This window comes from Reinekea sp., assembly GCF_046710285.1.
Classification (GTDB): Bacteria; Pseudomonadota; Gammaproteobacteria; order Pseudomonadales; family Natronospirillaceae; genus Reinekea.
On record NZ_JBKEGY010000011.1, the window covers coordinates 79,797 to 97,936 of the forward strand.

Here is an 18,140-nt window from a genome sequence, read left to right on the forward strand (position 1 = left end):
ACAAAGGAAAGAGGCGATGTCCAAGGAACTCTCCATTTTAGAACAAAGCGCTAACAGCCTTGCGCTCATGTTGATGGGCTTAGACCACACATTAGATTTAAAATTAAAAGAGTTCCGATCAATCTTAAAAGCTGAAGAGCTTAACGATGACGACCTTAGTCAAGCATTGAGTGCCGCTGAAGTTATTTACGACGACTTAGAGCTCAGCATCAATACGAACCTACAGAGCTTCGGCAACTCGTTCCAAGCTTTATTACACGCAAGCTCTAAAGAGCGCAGAGAAAAGTTAATAGGCCCGCTACTAACCAAAGAAGCGGTCATCAATGACCTTATTACCTTAGCCGAACCCATTTCCAATGAACTTTCTAGGCTTCTCGACGCTAGTGAATCACCTGTAATTGATAGTCCAGAAATAGACGCGGTTCGTGAACGTTTGGGCTCTCGGTTCTTGTCGCTGATTGAAGCATTAACTCTTTTAGGTGATGATGATGGCGCTTTACTTGAGCTTTCTAAAACATTAACACCCACACCTGACTGGAACACTTTAGATAGACTGGCTTCGAAAATAATTACCTTACTTCAGGATAGAGTTTCAGCAGAAAAAGAACAGTTCGAAGTTTACTTAGCCCAACTAAATTTAAAACTAAAACGAATCAATGACATTGTTGAGTCTGACTCTAAAACACTTGATGAAATAAAGCAGATAAACATTGATTTTAACAGCACCATAAATCAACAAATGATAGACGCTCGTCATAAAATTGATAATCACAGTGAATTAAAACTACTCAAGAGTGATTTACTGCAATCCTTAGATGCTATCACCTCGCGTTTAGAGGCTTATCAACACAGTTACTCCGATAAGTTGCTTAACCTTCATGAAAGTAAAACAGAGATGAATGGGCATATTCAATCGCTCGAAAAGGAAAACCTCGCCTTACTCAAAGAGCTGACTAAAGAGCGGAAGATGAGCCTAATTGATCCTCTGACGCAACTTCCTAATCGCTTGGGGTTTGAACGCCGTTTAGCAGAAGAGCTGACTAGAGCTGAGCGGTATAACCAACCCATCAGCATTGCCATACTTGATATCGACTTTTTCAAACGAATCAATGATGACTTTGGCCACCTTGTCGGTGATAAAGTTTTAAAAATTATGGCCAAAGAAATGAAAGAGGTATCGAGAGGATCGGACTTTCTCGCTCGTTTTGGTGGTGAAGAATTTATTTTATTACTGCCCCAAACAAATCTTGAAGATGCCTATATTGCGGTAGATAAAATTCGCCAGAGAATTGAGTCTCGCCCGTTTCACTTTCAAAATAAGCCGGTGCCAATCACTATTTCTGGTGGTGTTTCGGAAAAATTGGCCGATGAAGAAACCAGTGCTTGGATACACCGTGCAGATTTAGCCTTATATGAATCTAAAGAAAACGGCCGCAACAAAGTATCATCAGCAGCCTAGCTAGTATTTATTAAGTGTACGGACTAACTTGTTAGTATTTATTGGCTTGGTTAAGAAGTCAGTCATTCCACTGTTTAAACACTTATTTCTTATTTCCTCTAGGGCATGAGCTGTCAGTGCAACAATAGGGACAGGCGGTAGTTTTTGAAGCTTCTCAAACTCTCGAATGCGTATCGTCGCTTCATACCCATCCATTACGGGCATCTCACAGTCCATCAAGATCAGATCAAAATCGAAAATAGATTTGGTTCTAAGCGCTACTGCTTCTTTGCCATGGTGAACAACCACTATTTCGTGTCCTAATTTAGACAATAATCCTCGAATTACTTTTTGGTTGACATGGTTATCTTCTGCGACAAGGATTTTCATTGAGCGGCCAACTTCAGGGTGGGCTTCTGCAACAATATAGGGCTCTTCTAGTTCAATCGCATTTAAAGGCAGTAACGTAGTAAAAGTTGACCCTTTCTCAACGCCACTTTCTAGCCGAATAGTTCCACCAAGTAATTCAATTAGATCTTTAGATATCGCTAATCCTAAGCCGGTTCCACCATAAACACGACGCTTACCTATTTCTACTTGTTGATAGGCATTAAATAGCATCGCTTGCTCGGCTAACGGAATACCCAGGCCACTGTCACAGACTGAGAAACTTAGCTGTTTTGAGCCCTTGTCGTCTATTACGTCTAGAATTACTCGAACGTAGCCATGATCTGTAAATTTTATCGCATTTGATAAAAGGTTCGACCAAATTTGTCGTAATCTATGTGAGTCAGTAATTATCCAACGCGGAACATCTTTAGAGATATGTAAAGTAAGCTCCAAATCTTTTTGAGCAGCACTAGATCGAAACAGTTCGACCTGCTGTTTAATTAATTCATGAACAGGAACCTGCTCTTCTTGAATATCCATTTTTCCGGCTTCAATTTTAGAATAATCTAAAACATCCCCGACCAGTGTTAATAGAGACTGGCCTGAGCCCTTAATAATTTCAATATAATCTTTTTGCTCAGAGTTCAATTCTGTTTGATCTAATAGTTCGACTGTCCCCAAAACTCCATTAAGAGGTGTTCTAATTTCATGACTTACTTGCGCCAAAAAGTAACTTTGAGCTTCGGCTTTTAAGCGTTGCTTTTCACGGTCATCCCTTAGGCGCCTAATACGCTGGGCTAAGGCGAAACTTAGCAACATCGCCTCCGCAAAGGCGGCTGCTTTCGAAGCTAGTAGGGGTGAGAAGTTAAATAGATTAGTGCCTAACAGTACGGCTATTAGGTAAGCATTCCCAAGCGCAAACAGCACCCAAGCTACCAAAAAATATCGCGCTGTCTTGAGGCCTTTCCAAGCTGCATAAATGCCAACAATTACGGCCAATGCAAGCATGGTACCTAGTGGAAACATTGTCCAACTGTCAAAAGCAACTTGATGATAGTAGATAGCTGCAAAAATTATCGGTATTTGCAGTAGTGCTAAAACTATAATAAGTAGGTTCAACCTAGGTAAGTAGTCTTTTAATTCCATAAATTTACTTAAGAATAAAAAACCAAATAGAGCCGTCATCAGTGAAAATACTGTGTCTAATGCATAACTGTAGCCTTGGTCAAACGGCCAAAAATGTTGAAATATATAGCCATCTAGAGATAGATGAAGCAATGCAAACGAGGTGATAAAAAATACATAGTATAGGTAAGCTGAATCTCTAACTGAACTGTATAAAAACAAGTTATAGAGTGCCATGGCGAGGATAATGCCATAAAACATCCAGTTAAAAATATCCTGCTTCTGCAACGGCGACCAAAAGTCACCGCTGGGATACAGTTGCATTGGCGCATAAAATGAGCCGACTGTCTCAATACGAATCATAAATTCAGTTGGTTTACCGGGTTCGTTAAATATTTTTAGTGGGACAATAAAAAACCGATGATCTTCTATTCTATTGGCAAATGAACGTTTCATTCCAGACCTGTAGACAAGCCGTGGACCTGTTTCCTCAAAAATCTGGTAAATGTCAACGTAGTCTAATGCCGATGTACTTATCACAAGATCCCATTGCTTATGAATTGAAGCTGACGCATCTACTTTAAGGCGAATCCAGTGTGGTACGGGGTCATAGCCTAAGTTTAGAATGTCTTCATTATAGGGCGTCCAAGCCTCGTCCCACTCAGGTAGCGCGATTAAAAACGGCGATAATGCATCATCTTTGTCTGGTAGAACTTCAATAAAACTACCTAGATATTGAAGGGGTTCATTCTTAAGGTGAATAACCTGAGATTCATTGGCATTAACCAGTGATGTGTGAGAAATCATGGCCGCTAGCATGAGACTATAAAGTGCAAATCTTGGGATTGACCAATTAAGTAGTTTTAGCAAAACAAAATGAACTCATTGAATAGTTAATATGAATAGTTTAACAGCATTTTGGACTTAGTTTGCTTATTTAACGCAGATGGTAATTTTGCAAACAACATTGAACTTTAAAAATATGACCCAATTAAATGTTGTCCAACACAACCAATAAATTGAGAGAAACTATGCCTATTCAAGTCGGAGATACGCTACCCAGCGTAGAGTTATCAGAGCTATCTAAAGATGGTCCTCAAAAAGTAACCAGTGATGAGCTATTTGCCAACAAAAAAGTAGTGTTGTTTGCTCTACCGGGTGCCTATACCCCAACTTGCAGTGCTGCTCATCTACCCGGGTTTGTCGTTCAAGCAGATGCTTTAAAAGCAAAGGGTGTAGATGAAATTATATGTTTAAGCGTTAATGACGCTTTTGTTATGGGTGCATGGGGTGAATCTCAAAATGCTGAAAACATCCGCATGATCGCTGATGGCAGCGCTAACTTCACAGAAGCAGTAGACTTAGTGCTAGATTTAACAGATGCCAATATGGGTATTCGTTCACAGCGCTATGCTCTAATTGCCAATGACGGTGTTGTTGAATGGATAGGCATTGAAGACGGTGGTTTTGAACACTCAACCGTAGAAGCGGTACTCGCAGCTCTTTAGTAGTACCGTTCAGCAATGCATTCCTTAAGTGAGCCCAAACTCTGAAATGAATATAAGAAATTGGGCTTTTTTCTGTAAAGTCGTTTAGTCTTATTGCACTAAAAGCCATGCTAGGTCGGTATATGGGAGACAAAACAGTTTTTTATCATACCATGGCGTCTATTCCAAAGGGCCGCTATACCAGCTATGGGCAGCTTGCAAGCTTAAGTGGCGTGCACGTACGGCAAATTCAGGCCTGGCTGCGTACATTACCGCCAGACAGCCAACTACCTTGGTTTCGGATTATTAATAGCCAGCGTAAAATAACTGAACACAGCGGTGCGCTCAAACAACACCAGCTATTGGCGAAAGAAGGGCTCATTCCCAATGATCGCGGTAAGTTTCCAATTGAGTTTTTTTGGCCTAGCGATCCTAACTAATTACCTTAATGTAAGTGCTTACTTATGCTAATAATCCGTCCTATCGATAAAAAAGACTACAGCTCTATCGTAGATATCTTAAACCCTTTTATAAAAAAAACTGCCGTCACTTTTGATACAACAGCTTATACTGTCGAAACACGCAAACCTTGGTTTAGTCAGTTTAAAAATACAGGTCGACACCAGTGTGTGGTAGCTGAAATTGATGGGCGCGTTGTAGGTTATGCAAACTCTAGTGCTTTGCGACCAAAAGCTGCTTACGACACCTCAATTGAAGTCAGTGTCTATCGCTGCCCTAGCTACAATAAATCAGGTTTAGGCAGCCTATTGTATGAAACACTTTTCGAACGACTGGCCAATGAAGACGTTCATAGGGCACATTCCCTAATTACGTTGCCAAATGAAGCATCTGTTGCCTTACACAAAAAATTGGGCTTTTATGAGGTGGGGATATTAAATGAAGCGGGCCGAAAGTTCGGGAAGTACCATTCAGTGCTTTGGATGGAAAAGAAGTTTTAGTAAACTTTGTTTCACGTGGAACAATTGCTGCTAATTAGAAATAACTTTCTTATGACCAAAAAAAAGCCCGTGTTATTAGATAAACGGGCTTTTAACTTAATGTAAGTATTTTTTAGTAGTCTAAGTTAGACACCATCAGAGCGTTAGATTCGATAAACGCACGTCTTGGCTCAACATCATCACCCATCAGCGTTGTAAATATCTGATCGGCCGCCACAGCGTCTTCAATAGTCACCTTCAACATCCGACGAGCTTCTGGGTCCATCGTGGTTTCCCATAGCTGTTCTGGGTTCATTTCACCCAACCCTTTATAGCGTTGAATCTGGTAGCCGCGTTTCGCTTCACCCATTAACCAGTCGATAACTTCTTCAAATGTACTAACTTCGTGTTTCTTTTCGCCGCGTGCGATATAAGCGCCATCTTCTATAAGACCTTGCAGTACTTCGCCCAACTCAACAATTAGCTTGTAATCGTTACTTTCGAAGAAATTGTGTGAAATAGGATAATCGGTGCTTAATCCATGTGCGGTAGCCTGTATCTTCGGTAAGAAAATATGACGTTCTTTGTCTTCTTCAATTAGAACCTGATACTCAGCAGCACCAGAGCTTAGGTTAACTAAAGATTCACTTAAATCATCACACCAGCTAGCAACGGCTTCTTGGTCACCTAACTGCTCTGCTGCCAACTTAGGCATGTAAATAAGCTGCTCAAGAACCGGTCGAGGATAAACACGGCTCATCTTAGCTATGCGCGCTAAAACAGCCTTATATTGTGTCACTAAAGCCTCTAGCTGAACTTCGCCAATGCCCGGAGCAGATTCGTTTACATATAAGGTTGTACCTTCTAAGGCCTGAGCCATTAAGAATTGCTCAAGAGAGGGTTCGTCTTTGATATAAGTCTCTTGCTTGCCCTTCTTAATTTTATACAAAGGAGGCTGAGCGATATAGATATGGCCATTTTCGATCAATTCCGGCATTTGACGGAAAAAGAAAGTTAACAGCAAGGTTCGAATGTGCGAACCATCAACGTCAGCATCGGTCATAATTATAATGCTATGATAACGTAGCTTTTCGACACTAAATTCTTCACGGCCAATACCACACCCTAGTGCTTTAATTAGGGTACCTACTTCTTGTGATTGCAACATTTTGTCGAAACGTGCTTTTTCTACGTTAAGAATTTTACCTTTTAACGGTAAGATAGCTTGTGTCTTACGTGCACGCCCTTGCTTGGCAGATCCGCCAGCAGAGTCCCCTTCCACTAAGTACAATTCAGAGAGTGCAGGGTCTTTTTCCTGGCAATCAGCTAGTTTACCCGGTAGACCGGCAATATCGAGCGCACCTTTACGACGTGTCATATCACGAGCGTTACGAGCTGCTTCACGTGCGCGAGCCGCATCAATCATCTTACCAACAATAACTTTGGCTTCATTTGGATGCTCCATCAAGTATTCTGCAAATACTCGACCCATCTCTTGCTCAACCGCTGGCTTAACTTCTGAAGAAACGAGCTTATCTTTAGTCTGAGAACTAAATTTTGGATCTGGCACTTTAACAGAGATAATGGCCGTTAAACCTTCACGTGCATCATCACCGGTAGTCGCAACCTTCTGCTTCTTTTGAACATTTTCTTGAGTAATATAACCATTAAGCGTTCGAGTCAATGCAGCACGGAAGCCCGCTAGGTGCGAACCGCCATCACGTTGAGGAATATTATTGGTATAGCAAAATATATTTTCTTGATAGCTGTCGTTCCATTGCAAAGCAACTTCAACAGCAATTCCGTCTTCAGGGCGTTCAAAGTTGAAATGGAATACTTCGTTAATTGTCGTTTTATTTTGGTTTAGATAAACAACAAATGCTTTCAAACCACCTTCATAATGGAAAAACTCTTCATTGCCAGAGCGCTCATCCTTAAGACGAATTGCAACACCTGAGTTTAAGAAACTTAACTCACGAAGACGTTTTGCTAGAATGTCGAAAGAATATTCAATATTGCCGAAAGTCTCATCTGAAGGCATAAATGTAACTTTCGTGCCCGTTGACTCTGATTCTCCAACTACCTTTAAAGGCGCAACAGGGACACCATGACGATACAGCTGCTCATGCACCTTACCTTCGCGTCGAATAGTCATCTTTAATTCTGCAGATAGAGCGTTTACTACCGAAACGCCAACGCCGTGAAGACCGCCAGATACTTTATAAGAGTTATCATCGAACTTACCGCCCGCATGCAATACCGTCAAAATAACTTCTGCGGCGGATTTACCGCCCTCTTCAGGCATGGGCTCTGTCGGAATACCACGGCCGTTATCTTCAACGCTTATTGATTCATCCGGATGAATGATGACGGAAATTTCACTACAGTGACCAGCAAGCGCCTCATCGATAGAGTTATCAACAACCTCGAAGACCATGTGATGTAATCCAGTGCCATCGTCGGTGTCACCAATATACATACCAGGTCGTTTTCTTACTGCATCCAATCCTTTCAGTACTTTAATACTCGAGGAATCGTAATTATCACTCATTCTTGATCTCCATTGACTGCAGTGTCAATCACTGCGCCATGTTCCACGTGAAACATTTTTACTTGTTCAGGCTTATTCCAAAATTTACTGAGTGGCGCTGGATCAACACAAGTCATAAACACTTGGCCTTCTAGGCTCTCCATTAACGCACCCAATTTCTGAATATGGTTTTGATCTAATTCTGCTGGCAAGTCATCCAATAAAAACGTTGTTGGTCTATCTTGCTGTTTTTGCAGATACAAACTTTGGGCAATTTTTAACGCACAGACTACCAATTTTTGCTGGCCTCTAGATAACACATCTGCTGCGTTAAGCTTGCCGGTTTTAATTCTCATGTCAGCTCGTTGAGGACCTGACTGGGTATAACCCAACTTTTGATCGCGTTCTCTTTGATGTTCAAGTATTTCATCTAAAGGCTTAGATTTATCCCAGCCTCGATAATAATGAATTCGCAGTTCGGGTAAATCTATTAACGCTGCCAACACTTCATGAAAACACGGCACAAAGCCTTCTAAATAGCGTTTTCTGCACTGATCTATCCGTTCTGAACAACTTAAGTATTCGCGCTCCCAAACTTCCATCTCAGAGCGGGATAGTTTACCAGATCGGAGCAAAGAGTTCCGGTTTTTCAGGCTTTTTTGAAGCTTTTGCCAATCTAAATGAAACTCTGGAAACTGATGAAAAACACCCCAGTCTAAAAACTGCCGACGATCGCTCGGAGATCCCTCTAAAAGCAAAAAACTACTGGAATCAATCAACTGTAGAGGCTTTTGGTGTACTAATTCAGCCAAACCAGCAAGAGACTGACCATTATGCCGTATTTGTATCTGCCCCTTCGCCGTACGACGCACAGCTAACTGCCCTATTAGAGAATCTTTCGCAGATATGAGAAGCTCTTCCAATTCATGACTCACAACCGTTCGAGTGCGTGTGAGGCGAAAAGAACGGGCCATAGCCAACAAATGGATGCTTTCTAGCAAAGAGGTTTTACCAGCTCCGTTTAGACCGTAAAAGATATTAACCTTAGGAGACAGAGACAACTGGGTGCTGACAAGATTGCGAACACCCTGGATTGATATTGTGTCGATTGACACGAATCGTTCGTCTTTACGCTATAGACGCATTGGCATCACAACATACTGTGATGCATCATCGTCAAAATCGGTCACTAGCGAACTTGAGTTAGCGTCAGCCATAACGAAACGAACTTGATCACCGTTGATAACATTTAGCACATCTAACAAGTAACTAACGTTAAAGCCTACTTCGATATCTGGGCCGCTGTAATCTACTTCGACTGCAACTTCAGCTTCTTCTTGCTCTGGGTTATTTGCTTTAACAACTAAGTTACCTTCAGTTAAAGACATGCGAACGCCGCGATATTTTTCATTAGATAAAATAGCCGCTCGACTAAAAATAGATTTTAGCACCTGGCGATCACCAACCATTTCTTTATCACCACCACGTGGAATAACACGTTCATAATCTGGGAACTTGCCATCAACTAACTTAGTTGTAAAACTAAAAGTAGGTGTAGTTGCTCTTAAATGTGTCGAACTTAGGTTAATCTGCACCGTACTGTCGTCATCTTCTAACAATCGGTTAAGTTCCAAAATACCCTTACGGGGTACAATAACTTGCTTACGTTCAGTTACATTCAAGCCATCAATGTGTCGAGCGCTCATCGCTAGCCGGTGACCATCGGTTGAAACAGTTCGAACCTGACTATTATGAAACTCAACCAACATACCATTAAGATAGTAGCGAACATCTTGCTGAGCCATTGCAAAAGATGTTGCATCAATTAATTTAGCAACTACTTTTTGTGGCAATTGATACTCTTCTGCTTCTGTATCGTTCTCTATATTTGGGAACTCAGAGGCAGGTAGCGATGATAAAGTGAACTTGCTACGCCCGCTAACTACTTGAACGCGCTCTTCGTTTTGCTGCAGACTAATAATGGCGTCATCAGGTAACGAACGAACGATATCAAGGAATTTCTTTGCAGGTACAGTAATCGCACCCTCTGTCGACGGTTCAGACAATTCAACACGGCCAACCAATTCAACTTCTAAATCAGTACCGGTTAATGAAAGCATATTGGCCTCAACTTCTAACAACACGTTAGAGAGGACAGGTAATGTCTGACGTTTTTCAACTACACCACTGACCAGTTGCAGAGGTTTAATCAGTTGTTCTCGAGCGAGGGAAAATTGAATCATTAGGTTCGTTCCATCTTTATTAAGTGGTCAAAGTTCGATGTAAATTACTGTAATCTTCTCGTATATCTTGATTGGTTTCACGTAATTCTTTTACTTTTCGACATGCATGTAACACTGTCGTGTGATCTCTACCGCCAAAAGCCTCACCAATTTCAGGCAAACTGTGCTGAGTTAGCTCTTTAGAGAGCGCCATAGCAACTTGTCTTGGCCGTGCAATACTGCGACTGCGCCGCTTGCTGTGTAAATCCGAAATCTTAATTTTGTAATATTCGGCTACGGTACGCTGAATATTTTCAATACTGACCTGCTTATCTTGCAGTGCCAATAAGTCTTTTAACGCTTCTTTTACAAATGGCGTATTAATAGCCGAGCCTGTAAATCGGGCATTAGCACTGACTCGTTTTAAGGCGCCTTCTAATTCCCGAACGTTTGATCTAATACGTTGTGCAATAAAAAATGCAGCTTCACCTGGTAGCTTAACTTTTTGCTCTTCGGCTTTTTTCATTAAAATAGCGACACGAGTTTCAAGATCTGGCGGCTCTACAGCTACCGTTAGCCCCCAGCCGAATCGTGATTTTAACCTATCTTCTAGACCTTCAATTTCTTTTGGAAAACGATCACAAGTTAAAATAACTTGTTGGTTACCTTCTAATAACGCGTTAAAGGTATGAAAAAACTCTTCTTGTGAGCGGTCTTTCTTGGCAAAAAACTGAATATCATCAATTAACAAAGCATCTAAACTTCGATAAAACTTTTTAAATTCTGGCATCGCATTAAGTTGCAACGCTTTAACCATATCGGCAACGAAACGCTCAGAATGTAGATAGACTACTTTTGCAGCTGGATTTTGATCAATAATATGATTACCAATTGCCTGCATTAAGTGCGTTTTACCTAAACCTACACCACCATATATAAAGAGTGGATTATAAGCACCCCCAACGTTTTCAGCAATTTGTTGACTGGCCGCTAAAGCAAGCTGGTTTGATTTGCCTTCCACAAACGATTTAAACGTAAAGGACGGGTTTAAATAGCTTTGTACTTTACCCTTACCTCGCTTAGAGCCTGTGGTTTGTACTTGAACCTCTTTAGCCTTACGTTCATCTACAGGGGTTCGTGCTGTGGTTACACTAGGCACCTCAGCGGCTGGTTTTAACTCGCTTCTTGCTGTTGGTTTTACTGACACCGTATTACGCTGACTAGCAACAACTGGTTTTTTACCCTGACCATTCACTATTTCTACTTCTATAGCTTCACTAAAACCCAAGGTCTCTAAAATTGTTTGAATACGTTGAATATATTTATCGCGCACCCAATTAGCTATAAAGCGGTTTGGCGCCATGACAGTAAAAGTTGCGCTGTCTGATAACGTCAAAGGACGCAACCAAGTATTAAATTGGTGTGAAGGCAGCTCATTTTGTAGTTGCTCTAAGCATTGCTGCCAAAGGGACTCGTGCACCTCTACTCCAATTCAATCAAAACGGCCGCATATTTTAGCTAACCCGCCTAGGCATCGCTACCCTTATTACAGATATTTGTGGATAAAAGCTGTGGAAAACTAGGCGTATAAGGTTGTTCATAACCCTGTGCGCATAAATGTGAGTAAATATCTGTGCATAAAACGCCTAGTTATCCACGGGTTTAACCTTCTCAATTCCCAACTTATAGGGTCTTTATAGACAAGGTTATAAATCGCTGTAAGCATCTAATCTATTACTTTATAGCAATCTATCCACAGAAACTGGCTTTACCAATAAGTAACAATAACTATAAAACTAAAAACATAATAATATAAATATACTTAATAATTAATTAACCAAACTCAGTAAAACCAGAATCATCACCATGATCAAAAAAACATCATTGATTTACTGAACTAAAGTCTTTAGAATCCGCCATCCTAATTTTAGCCGATCAATCTTTATAATTTGTGAGGTTGATCAGAGAACACTAAAGCCATCCAATGGGCGATGGCGAACCAAAAGAGATCGTGAACATGAAACGTACATTTCAACCAAGTACCCTCAAACGTAAGCGTAGCCACGGTTTCCGTGCTCGTATGGCAACAAAAAATGGCCGTAAAATCCTAGCACGTCGTCGTGCACGTGGACGTGCGGTACTGAGCGCATAATTCTTAATTTAGAGTGAATGAGCCCAGTGTCTGAAAAGTCGTTCGGATTTCCACGCAGTTTACGTTTGCTGACTGCAAGCGATTTCCGAACGGTTTTCGACCAGGTCGATGTAAAAGCGCCTAGTCCTACTTGCCTCTTGCTTGCAAAAGCCAATCAAAGTGAACCACGTCTTGGGTTCATCATTTCCAAGAAAAATGTTAAGAACGCGACTGATCGCAATCGCATCAAGCGTTTTACGCGAAATTATTTTCGGCTGAATCAAGCCAAGTTGCCTAGTCTCGACATTATTTTTATGGGTCGCAAAGGATTATCTGATCTTTCAGATGCCCAATTGCATGAGCTTATCGAGAAGCAATTTCAAAAATTAACAAAACGCGCCGTTAAAAACCTAAAAACCTGATTTCTGGCTGGCAATAGTGAAGCTTGGACGGTACTATTTCGACGCTTTTTTAATCGTAAAAACGCCTATTAAGGGCATTTTCCAACATTGGAACCTAAATAATGGATGTTCGTCGTATTTCTATCATGGCTGCATTGGCCGTTGTTTCTTATTTAATGATTCTACAATGGTCTAAGGACTATTCTGGAGTTGAACCCAGTGCAACAGACATACCTCAAGCGGTTATTGTTGGTGACAACAGTGTCAGTGCGCTTGTAAGCGACGACATTGCAACCGATATCCCTCAGGGCAATACTGTTTCAAACGAGACACCTGCAGTCACTACAGCCGGTGCAATTACCGATTTAGTCACTATTCGTTCTGATGAACTTGTGATTCAAGTTGATTTAAACGGCGGCGACGTGGTTTACACGGGCTTACCAAAGTATCCAGCGAATATAAATACGCCTGACGTACCTTTTGCGATTTTAGAAAATGTAAATCGTACCTATATTGCTCAGTCGGGTTTGGTCGGTGAAGACGGCATTGATACTAAGTCGCGCGCTAAATATACCGCTGAAAAATCTGAATATAACTTAACCGGTGATACCTTAGATGTGGTGTTAACTCATGTTACAGATTCAGGTTTAGTGGTTAACAAGATTTATCGAATCACTAAAGATTCGTACTTGATGGATATCCGCTATGAAGTTGAAAATAAAACAACTGCTACCGTTCGCTTAAATTTATTCGCGCAATTGCGCCGCGACAACAGTGGTGATCCTAGCTCTACCGGCGGCATTGGTATGCGCTCATACTTGGGTACAACCTTTTCAACTACGAATGAAGCCTACAACAAGGTTAAATTTAAAGACCTTGAAAAAGACCGTTTCACTGAAACCAGTACCGGTGGTTGGGTAGCCATTCTTCAACATTACTTCCTATCTGCATTTGTGCCTGCGGCTAACGATACAAATAACTACTACGCTCAACAGGGTAAAAACGGCCAATATTATGCAGGTTATCAAGCGCCTACCTTAGTTTTAGGTCCAGGAGAGCAAGGTTCTACGGCAACACAACTTTATGTTGGTCCTAAAGATCAAGACTCGTTAGAACTGATTGCACCAAACTTAGAAAAGACAGTCGATTACGGCTGGTTATGGTGGATTGCTCAGCCTATTTTTAAATTACTTCAATTTATTCACGGTTTAGTGGGTAACTGGGGTTGGGCTATCGTATTAATGACCTTGTCTATTAAAATGGTTCTATACCCGTTAACAGCTTCTTCATACCGCTCTATGGCGAAAATGAAGAAATTCGCACCGAAAATTCAAGAAATGCGCGATATGTATGGCGATGATCGTCAGAAGATGAGCCAAGAAATGATGAAGCTTTATCAGAAAGAAAAGCTGAATCCACTCGGCGGTTGTTTGCCAATGCTAGTGCAAATGCCGGTCTTCATCGCGTTGTACTGGGTATTGATGGAGTCAGTTGAGCTTCGCCAGTCACCGTTTATTTTCTGGATTGTTGATATGTCGGTTAAAGACCCGTTTTTCGTCTTACCGTTATTAATGGGCGCGTCTATGTTCTTCCAAATGCAGATGCAGCAGCAACCGACGATGGATCCTATGCAAGCTAAGATCATGAAGATGATGCCAATTATGTTTACCTTCATGTTCCTTTGGTTCCCAGCGGGTCTTACGCTTTACTGGTTTGTGAATAACTTATCGACCATTGGTCAGCAGTACTATGTGAATAGAAGTGTTGCTAAGGCAGACGCTAAAGCAAAATAACGACTAAATTAAATGTTTAGTGAGTTAAATGAAAAGGCAGACTAAACTCTGCCTTTTTTGTGTTTAAAGCTTTTAAAAGGTTTATATAATGAATAGCGCTCAGACAATTGCAGCCGTCGCAACGCCTCCTGGTCGTGGTGGAGTTGGCATTATTCGAATTTCTGGACCTAAAGCGGCGGCTATTGCTAAAAGTATATTACCCACATTGCCTAAACCACGTTTCGCTCAGTACGGTCCGTTTTTAGACGATCAAGGTAAAACCCTAGATGAAGGTATCGCGCTTTATTTTCCTGGTCCTAACTCATTTACTGGTGAAGACGTAATTGAATTACAAGGACACGGCGGCCCAGTCATTTTAGAATTATTACTTGAACGTGTTGTTACGCTTGGCGCTCGACTCGCGCGGCCAGGGGAATTTTCAGAACGTGCTTTTTTAAATGACAAAATTGATTTAACCCAAGCCGAAGCGATTGCCGATCTAATTGATGCCAGCTCAAAAGAGGCGGCTAGATCTGCGGTGCGTTCATTACAGGGCGATTTTTCTAAGCAAGTTCATTCTTTAGTTGAGCAGCTTATTCAATTACGAATTTATGTTGAAGCTGCCATTGATTTCCCTGAAGAAGAAATCGACTTTTTGTCCGATGGTAAAGTTGAATCCGATCTAAGAACGGTGATGGCGCAATTGTTACAGGTATTAAAAACAGCCAATCAAGGCAGCTTAATGCGCGAAGGTATGTCGGTAGTTATCGCCGGCCGGCCGAATGCGGGCAAGTCTAGCCTAATGAATGCCCTAGCAGGTCAAGAGCGAGCAATTGTCACTGACATCGCTGGAACAACCCGTGACGTCCTCAAAGAGCACATACACCTTGATGGCATGCCGTTGCATATAATTGATACCGCAGGCTTACGAGATGCACCTGATGAGGTTGAACGCATTGGGGTAGAACGCGCCTGGCAAGAAATAGAACGGGCTGATCGCATATTGCTGATGGTTGATGCTAGCGATACCGACGCCACAGACCCTGAAATAATTTGGCCAGACTTTATGCATCGTCTGCCAGTTGATGCGCGAATGACGGTCATTCGTAACAAAATAGATAAAACGGCCGAGCTTGCAGGGATAACTAAGATTAAAAACGGTCATCCCGTGGTGAGAATATCGGCTGACAAAGAATTGGGTATAGACGCTTTACGCGATCACTTAAAAAAATTAATGGGCTTTGAAGGTCAACATGAATCTGGCTTTATTGCGCGTAAACGTCACCTTGATGCGCTTAATGTTGCTCAAGATGCGCTCAATAATGGATTAGCACAACTATTAGGCCCTGCCGCCGGTGAACTTTTAGCCGAAGATCTTCGTGTTGCGCAAAACTCTCTAAATGAAATTACCGGTGAATTTAGCTCTGATGATTTATTGGGTCGAATATTTGGTAGTTTTTGTATAGGTAAGTAAAAACACTCAGACATAAATACAAAAAGCGAGTTTTCTTAATATGGCCTTGCAAGTCAGTGCAGCAATTTTAGTGAGTGATCAGAAAATATTTGCAGCTCGTCGAGCTCCGGGTCGTCATTTGGCCGGTTATTGGGAATTTCCGGGTGGTAAGATTGAAGAAAGTGAATCGCCAGAACAGTGTTTAAAGCGCGAATTAGCCGAAGAACTTGCAATATCGGCGACGATCGGACCATTTTTAATGAAAACCAAACATCGCTATGCCACTAAAATAGTTGAACTACATGCTTATTGGGTAACAGACTATTCGGGTAATATTCAGCTTAAAGACCATGATGAATTGACCTGGTTAGCGGTGAATGACCTAAATAGCGTGCAATGGGCACCCGCCGATGAACCCATTGTTGAAGAAATTAGGCGTTTATTGGTGCAATAATTATAAGGCCGACTTATTTGCTTAAGATGGCCAAAATATCATCCCAAACTTCCTGGCGATTGGTTTCATTGGTTATTTCATGTCGCCCTTCAGGATAAAGTTTGAGCGTTACTAAGTTTTTACTGGCGGCTTTAATTTGTTTGGCGAGCTTTTCAACTCCGGACCCCATATCGCCAACAGGGTCAGATGTTCCCGATAACAGGTGAATATTAAGCGTATCAGGCCATTTACTTGGTGAAATAGTTAGCATTCCGGAAAGGAAATCGATCCATAAGCCTAGACTGCAATCAAAACCGCAATAAGGATCAGCGATATATTCATCAACCATGTCGTTATCACGAGATAACCAATCAAATTTTGTTCTATTTGGCTTGAACTTGGCGTTAAAAGGCCCGAATGCCCTGTTGGTGACAAACGAACTGGTCGCACGCTTACCTCTAAAGGCCATTATTGTAGAAATTAGAATTTTTGAGGCGATTATTTTTGGACGATCAATACGATTCGTGGCGCTGAGAATGACATTATTTATGCCCTCAACATGCTGTTGTATGTACGCCTGACTAATAAAAGACCCCATACTGTGGCCAAATAAACTTACCGGTACGTTAGGAGTCTGTGCTCGACCATACTCAATAACTTGGTGTAAATCAGAGATTACTTTTTGCCAGCCTTGGTCATCGGCGTAATGACCCAGTTGATCATCTGGGCAATCCATACCGTGTCCACGGTGGTTAAGCGCGATAACCGCTATTTGATGCTCGGTAAGATATTCCGCTAAGGGTGCATAACGTTCGCAATATTCCGCCATACCATGGGATATGACCAAGAGTTGCTGGCATGGTTCAGGGCGCCACAAACGAACAGGAATTTCATGACCATCGGCGGCAACCAAAAATTCTTCTAAATACTGCACCAGCTTATCCTCAAATTAATACTTATACCCAGCTTATCACGGCTTAATCATAGGATATACCGCTGGTTATGAAGTGGTTATGTACATAGTTATCCACAAAACAGAATATTATAACTTCTATTAAATTCTTTTAATTGTCGTTATCTTCTAAGTTAATACGGTGTTCTTGCTGGTCTACCTTTGCTTTTAGATAGTCGGCATTATACTTATTCACATATACACCGGTTTCTACTCGTTCACTTACTATAATTCCAGCAGTTTCAAGCTCATCGGCTTTATGTGGATTATTGGAAAGCAATCGGACACTGTTTATGTCGAGGCTTTTAAGCATGTCTATTGCGGGTTTAAAATCACGTAAATCGTGGGCAAAGCCGAGCATTTCATTGGCCATATAGGTATCGATACCCTTATCTTGCAAGGCGTAAGCATCTAATTTGTTATATAAGCCAATGCCACGGCCTTCTTGGCGCAAGTACAATAAAATACCGCCTTCTACATTCATTAGCCGTTGGGCTTCGTGCAGTTGATCACCGCAATCGCAGCGTTGCGAGCCGAATACATCGCCGGTTAAACATTCCGAATGAATGCGTACCAATGGAGATGACTGACTAGCGGGATCTCCGTACAAAATAGCAATGTGCTCTTTGTCATCAGAAAACCCTGCGAAACTGATAAAACGGGTTTCGATGGCTTTTTCTGTTAATGGCACGGGAACATTAGCACGGACTTTTACTGACATGCGATTTCTCAATAATGGCTAGAAACGTTTATATGGGGGCAAGTTTAGCGCATTAAAACAGCAAACGGCTTGTATTTTAGGTTTCTGCACGCATTTACAATGGTAAATAGAATGTGACTTTGATGTTTTCTCTAAATGCAGAGGTCA

General features: G+C 41.6%; 16 protein-coding genes. 9 read left to right on the forward strand and 7 right to left on the reverse strand.

Annotated elements, in window-relative coordinates; translation table 11 throughout:
• The first annotated feature begins 16 nt into the window (after positions 1-16).
• Positions 17-1,459 (forward strand): GGDEF domain-containing protein, encoded by a 1,443-nt coding sequence (locus ACI882_RS09685; protein WP_411743136.1) that lies wholly within the window; start codon positions 17-19, stop codon positions 1,457-1,459.
• On the opposite strand, the gene ACI882_RS09690 is transcribed toward ACI882_RS09685, so the two are convergent.
• The gene (locus ACI882_RS09690; protein WP_411743137.1) at positions 1,460-3,760 is read right to left on the reverse strand and encodes a 7TM diverse intracellular signaling domain-containing protein; all 2,301 of its coding nucleotides are present in this window, start codon (positions 3,758-3,760) and stop codon (positions 1,460-1,462) included. It lies immediately after the preceding gene.
• Positions 3,761-3,984: 224 nt separating this feature from the next.
• Here ACI882_RS09690 and ACI882_RS09695 point away from each other — a divergent pair, with 224 nt between their 5' ends.
• The 3 genes from ACI882_RS09695 to ACI882_RS09705 all read left to right on the forward strand — a co-directional run bounded on the left by ACI882_RS09695 (position 3,985) and on the right by ACI882_RS09705 (position 5,399).
• Entirely contained in the window at positions 3,985-4,461 is a 477-nt protein-coding gene (locus ACI882_RS09695) for a peroxiredoxin (RefSeq protein ID WP_411743138.1), read from the forward strand.
• A gap of 122 nt (positions 4,462-4,583) precedes the next feature.
• Complete coding sequence (locus tag ACI882_RS09700; RefSeq protein WP_411743139.1) at positions 4,584-4,880, forward strand: MGMT family protein; 297 nt, start codon at positions 4,584-4,586, stop codon at positions 4,878-4,880.
• 24 nt (positions 4,881-4,904) lie between these two features.
• Entirely contained in the window at positions 4,905-5,399 is a 495-nt protein-coding gene (locus ACI882_RS09705) for an N-acetyltransferase family protein (protein WP_411743140.1), read from the forward strand.
• Between the two features lie 112 nt (positions 5,400-5,511).
• On the opposite strand, the gene gyrB is transcribed toward ACI882_RS09705, so the two are convergent.
• Genes gyrB through dnaA form a run of 4 tightly spaced genes read right to left on the reverse strand, consistent with a single transcriptional unit; the run spans position 5,512 to position 11,610 of the window.
• A complete protein-coding gene (gyrB, locus tag ACI882_RS09710) occupies positions 5,512-7,929 on the reverse strand; it encodes a DNA topoisomerase (ATP-hydrolyzing) subunit B (RefSeq protein WP_411743141.1) in 2,418 nt (805 codons plus the stop codon).
• Positions 7,926-9,023, reverse strand: a complete 1,098-nt coding sequence (gene recF / locus ACI882_RS09715) for a DNA replication/repair protein RecF (RefSeq protein ID WP_411743142.1) — start codon at positions 9,021-9,023, stop codon at positions 7,926-7,928. Before recF ends, gyrB begins: the two co-directional genes overlap by 4 nt.
• An 18-nt stretch (positions 9,024-9,041) precedes the next feature.
• Positions 9,042-10,148, reverse strand: coding sequence for a DNA polymerase III subunit beta (gene dnaN, locus ACI882_RS09720; protein WP_411743160.1), 1,107 nt, complete (start codon positions 10,146-10,148; stop codon positions 9,042-9,044).
• A 22-nt stretch (positions 10,149-10,170) separates the two neighbouring features.
• The gene (dnaA, locus tag ACI882_RS09725; protein WP_411743143.1) at positions 10,171-11,610 is read right to left on the reverse strand and encodes a chromosomal replication initiator protein DnaA; all 1,440 of its coding nucleotides are present in this window, start codon (positions 11,608-11,610) and stop codon (positions 10,171-10,173) included.
• 537 nt (positions 11,611-12,147) lie between these two features.
• Between dnaA and rpmH the strand changes: the two genes are divergently transcribed.
• From rpmH to mutT, 5 genes are all read left to right on the forward strand, one after another.
• Complete coding sequence (rpmH, locus tag ACI882_RS09730; RefSeq protein WP_411743144.1) at positions 12,148-12,282, forward strand: 50S ribosomal protein L34; 135 nt, start codon at positions 12,148-12,150, stop codon at positions 12,280-12,282.
• A gap of 17 nt (positions 12,283-12,299) precedes the next feature.
• Positions 12,300-12,683 carry a ribonuclease P protein component gene (gene rnpA, locus ACI882_RS09735; protein ID WP_411746682.1) on the forward strand — a complete coding sequence of 128 codons (384 nt, stop codon included), beginning with the start codon at positions 12,300-12,302 and terminating at the stop codon, positions 12,681-12,683.
• A gap of 101 nt (positions 12,684-12,784) precedes the next feature.
• Positions 12,785-14,455 (forward strand): membrane protein insertase YidC, encoded by a 1,671-nt coding sequence (yidC, locus tag ACI882_RS09740; RefSeq protein WP_411743146.1) that lies wholly within the window; start codon positions 12,785-12,787, stop codon positions 14,453-14,455.
• An 88-nt stretch (positions 14,456-14,543) separates the two neighbouring features.
• Complete coding sequence (mnmE, locus tag ACI882_RS09745) at positions 14,544-15,908, forward strand: tRNA uridine-5-carboxymethylaminomethyl(34) synthesis GTPase MnmE (protein ID WP_411743147.1); 1,365 nt, start codon at positions 14,544-14,546, stop codon at positions 15,906-15,908.
• Positions 15,909-15,948: 40 nt separating this feature from the next.
• The gene (mutT, locus tag ACI882_RS09750) at positions 15,949-16,341 is read left to right on the forward strand and encodes an 8-oxo-dGTP diphosphatase MutT (RefSeq protein ID WP_411743148.1); all 393 of its coding nucleotides are present in this window, start codon (positions 15,949-15,951) and stop codon (positions 16,339-16,341) included.
• A gap of 13 nt (positions 16,342-16,354) precedes the next feature.
• On the opposite strand, the gene ACI882_RS09755 is transcribed toward mutT, so the two are convergent.
• Together ACI882_RS09755 and ribA are read right to left on the reverse strand one after the other, a co-directional pair.
• Positions 16,355-17,254, reverse strand: coding sequence for a lysophospholipase (locus tag ACI882_RS09755; RefSeq protein WP_411743149.1), 900 nt, complete (start codon positions 17,252-17,254; stop codon positions 16,355-16,357).
• A 130-nt stretch (positions 17,255-17,384) separates the two neighbouring features.
• Complete coding sequence (gene ribA / locus ACI882_RS09760) at positions 17,385-17,993, reverse strand: GTP cyclohydrolase II (protein ID WP_411743150.1); 609 nt, start codon at positions 17,991-17,993, stop codon at positions 17,385-17,387.
• Between the last annotated feature and the right edge of the window lie 147 nt (positions 17,994-18,140).

Coding starts and splice junctions, on each gene's coding strand:
- ACI882_RS09685 (WP_411743136.1), top strand. CDS start 17: ATGTCCAAGGAACTCTCCATTTTAGAACAAAGCGCTAACAGCCTTGCG.
- ACI882_RS09690 (WP_411743137.1), bottom strand. CDS start 3,760: ATGATTTCTCACACATCACTGGTTAATGCCAATGAATCTCAGGTTATT.
- ACI882_RS09695 (WP_411743138.1), top strand. CDS start 3,985: ATGCCTATTCAAGTCGGAGATACGCTACCCAGCGTAGAGTTATCAGAG.
- ACI882_RS09700 (WP_411743139.1), top strand. CDS start 4,584: ATGGGAGACAAAACAGTTTTTTATCATACCATGGCGTCTATTCCAAAG.
- ACI882_RS09705 (WP_411743140.1), top strand. CDS start 4,905: ATGCTAATAATCCGTCCTATCGATAAAAAAGACTACAGCTCTATCGTA.
- gyrB (WP_411743141.1), bottom strand. CDS start 7,929: ATGAGTGATAATTACGATTCCTCGAGTATTAAAGTACTGAAAGGATTG.
- rpmH (WP_411743144.1), top strand. CDS start 12,148: ATGAAACGTACATTTCAACCAAGTACCCTCAAACGTAAGCGTAGCCAC.
- rnpA (WP_411746682.1), top strand. CDS start 12,300: ATGAGCCCAGTGTCTGAAAAGTCGTTCGGATTTCCACGCAGTTTACGT.
- yidC (WP_411743146.1), top strand. CDS start 12,785: ATGGATGTTCGTCGTATTTCTATCATGGCTGCATTGGCCGTTGTTTCT.
- mnmE (WP_411743147.1), top strand. CDS start 14,544: ATGAATAGCGCTCAGACAATTGCAGCCGTCGCAACGCCTCCTGGTCGT.
- mutT (WP_411743148.1), top strand. CDS start 15,949: ATGGCCTTGCAAGTCAGTGCAGCAATTTTAGTGAGTGATCAGAAAATA.
- ribA (WP_411743150.1), bottom strand. CDS start 17,993: ATGTCAGTAAAAGTCCGTGCTAATGTTCCCGTGCCATTAACAGAAAAA.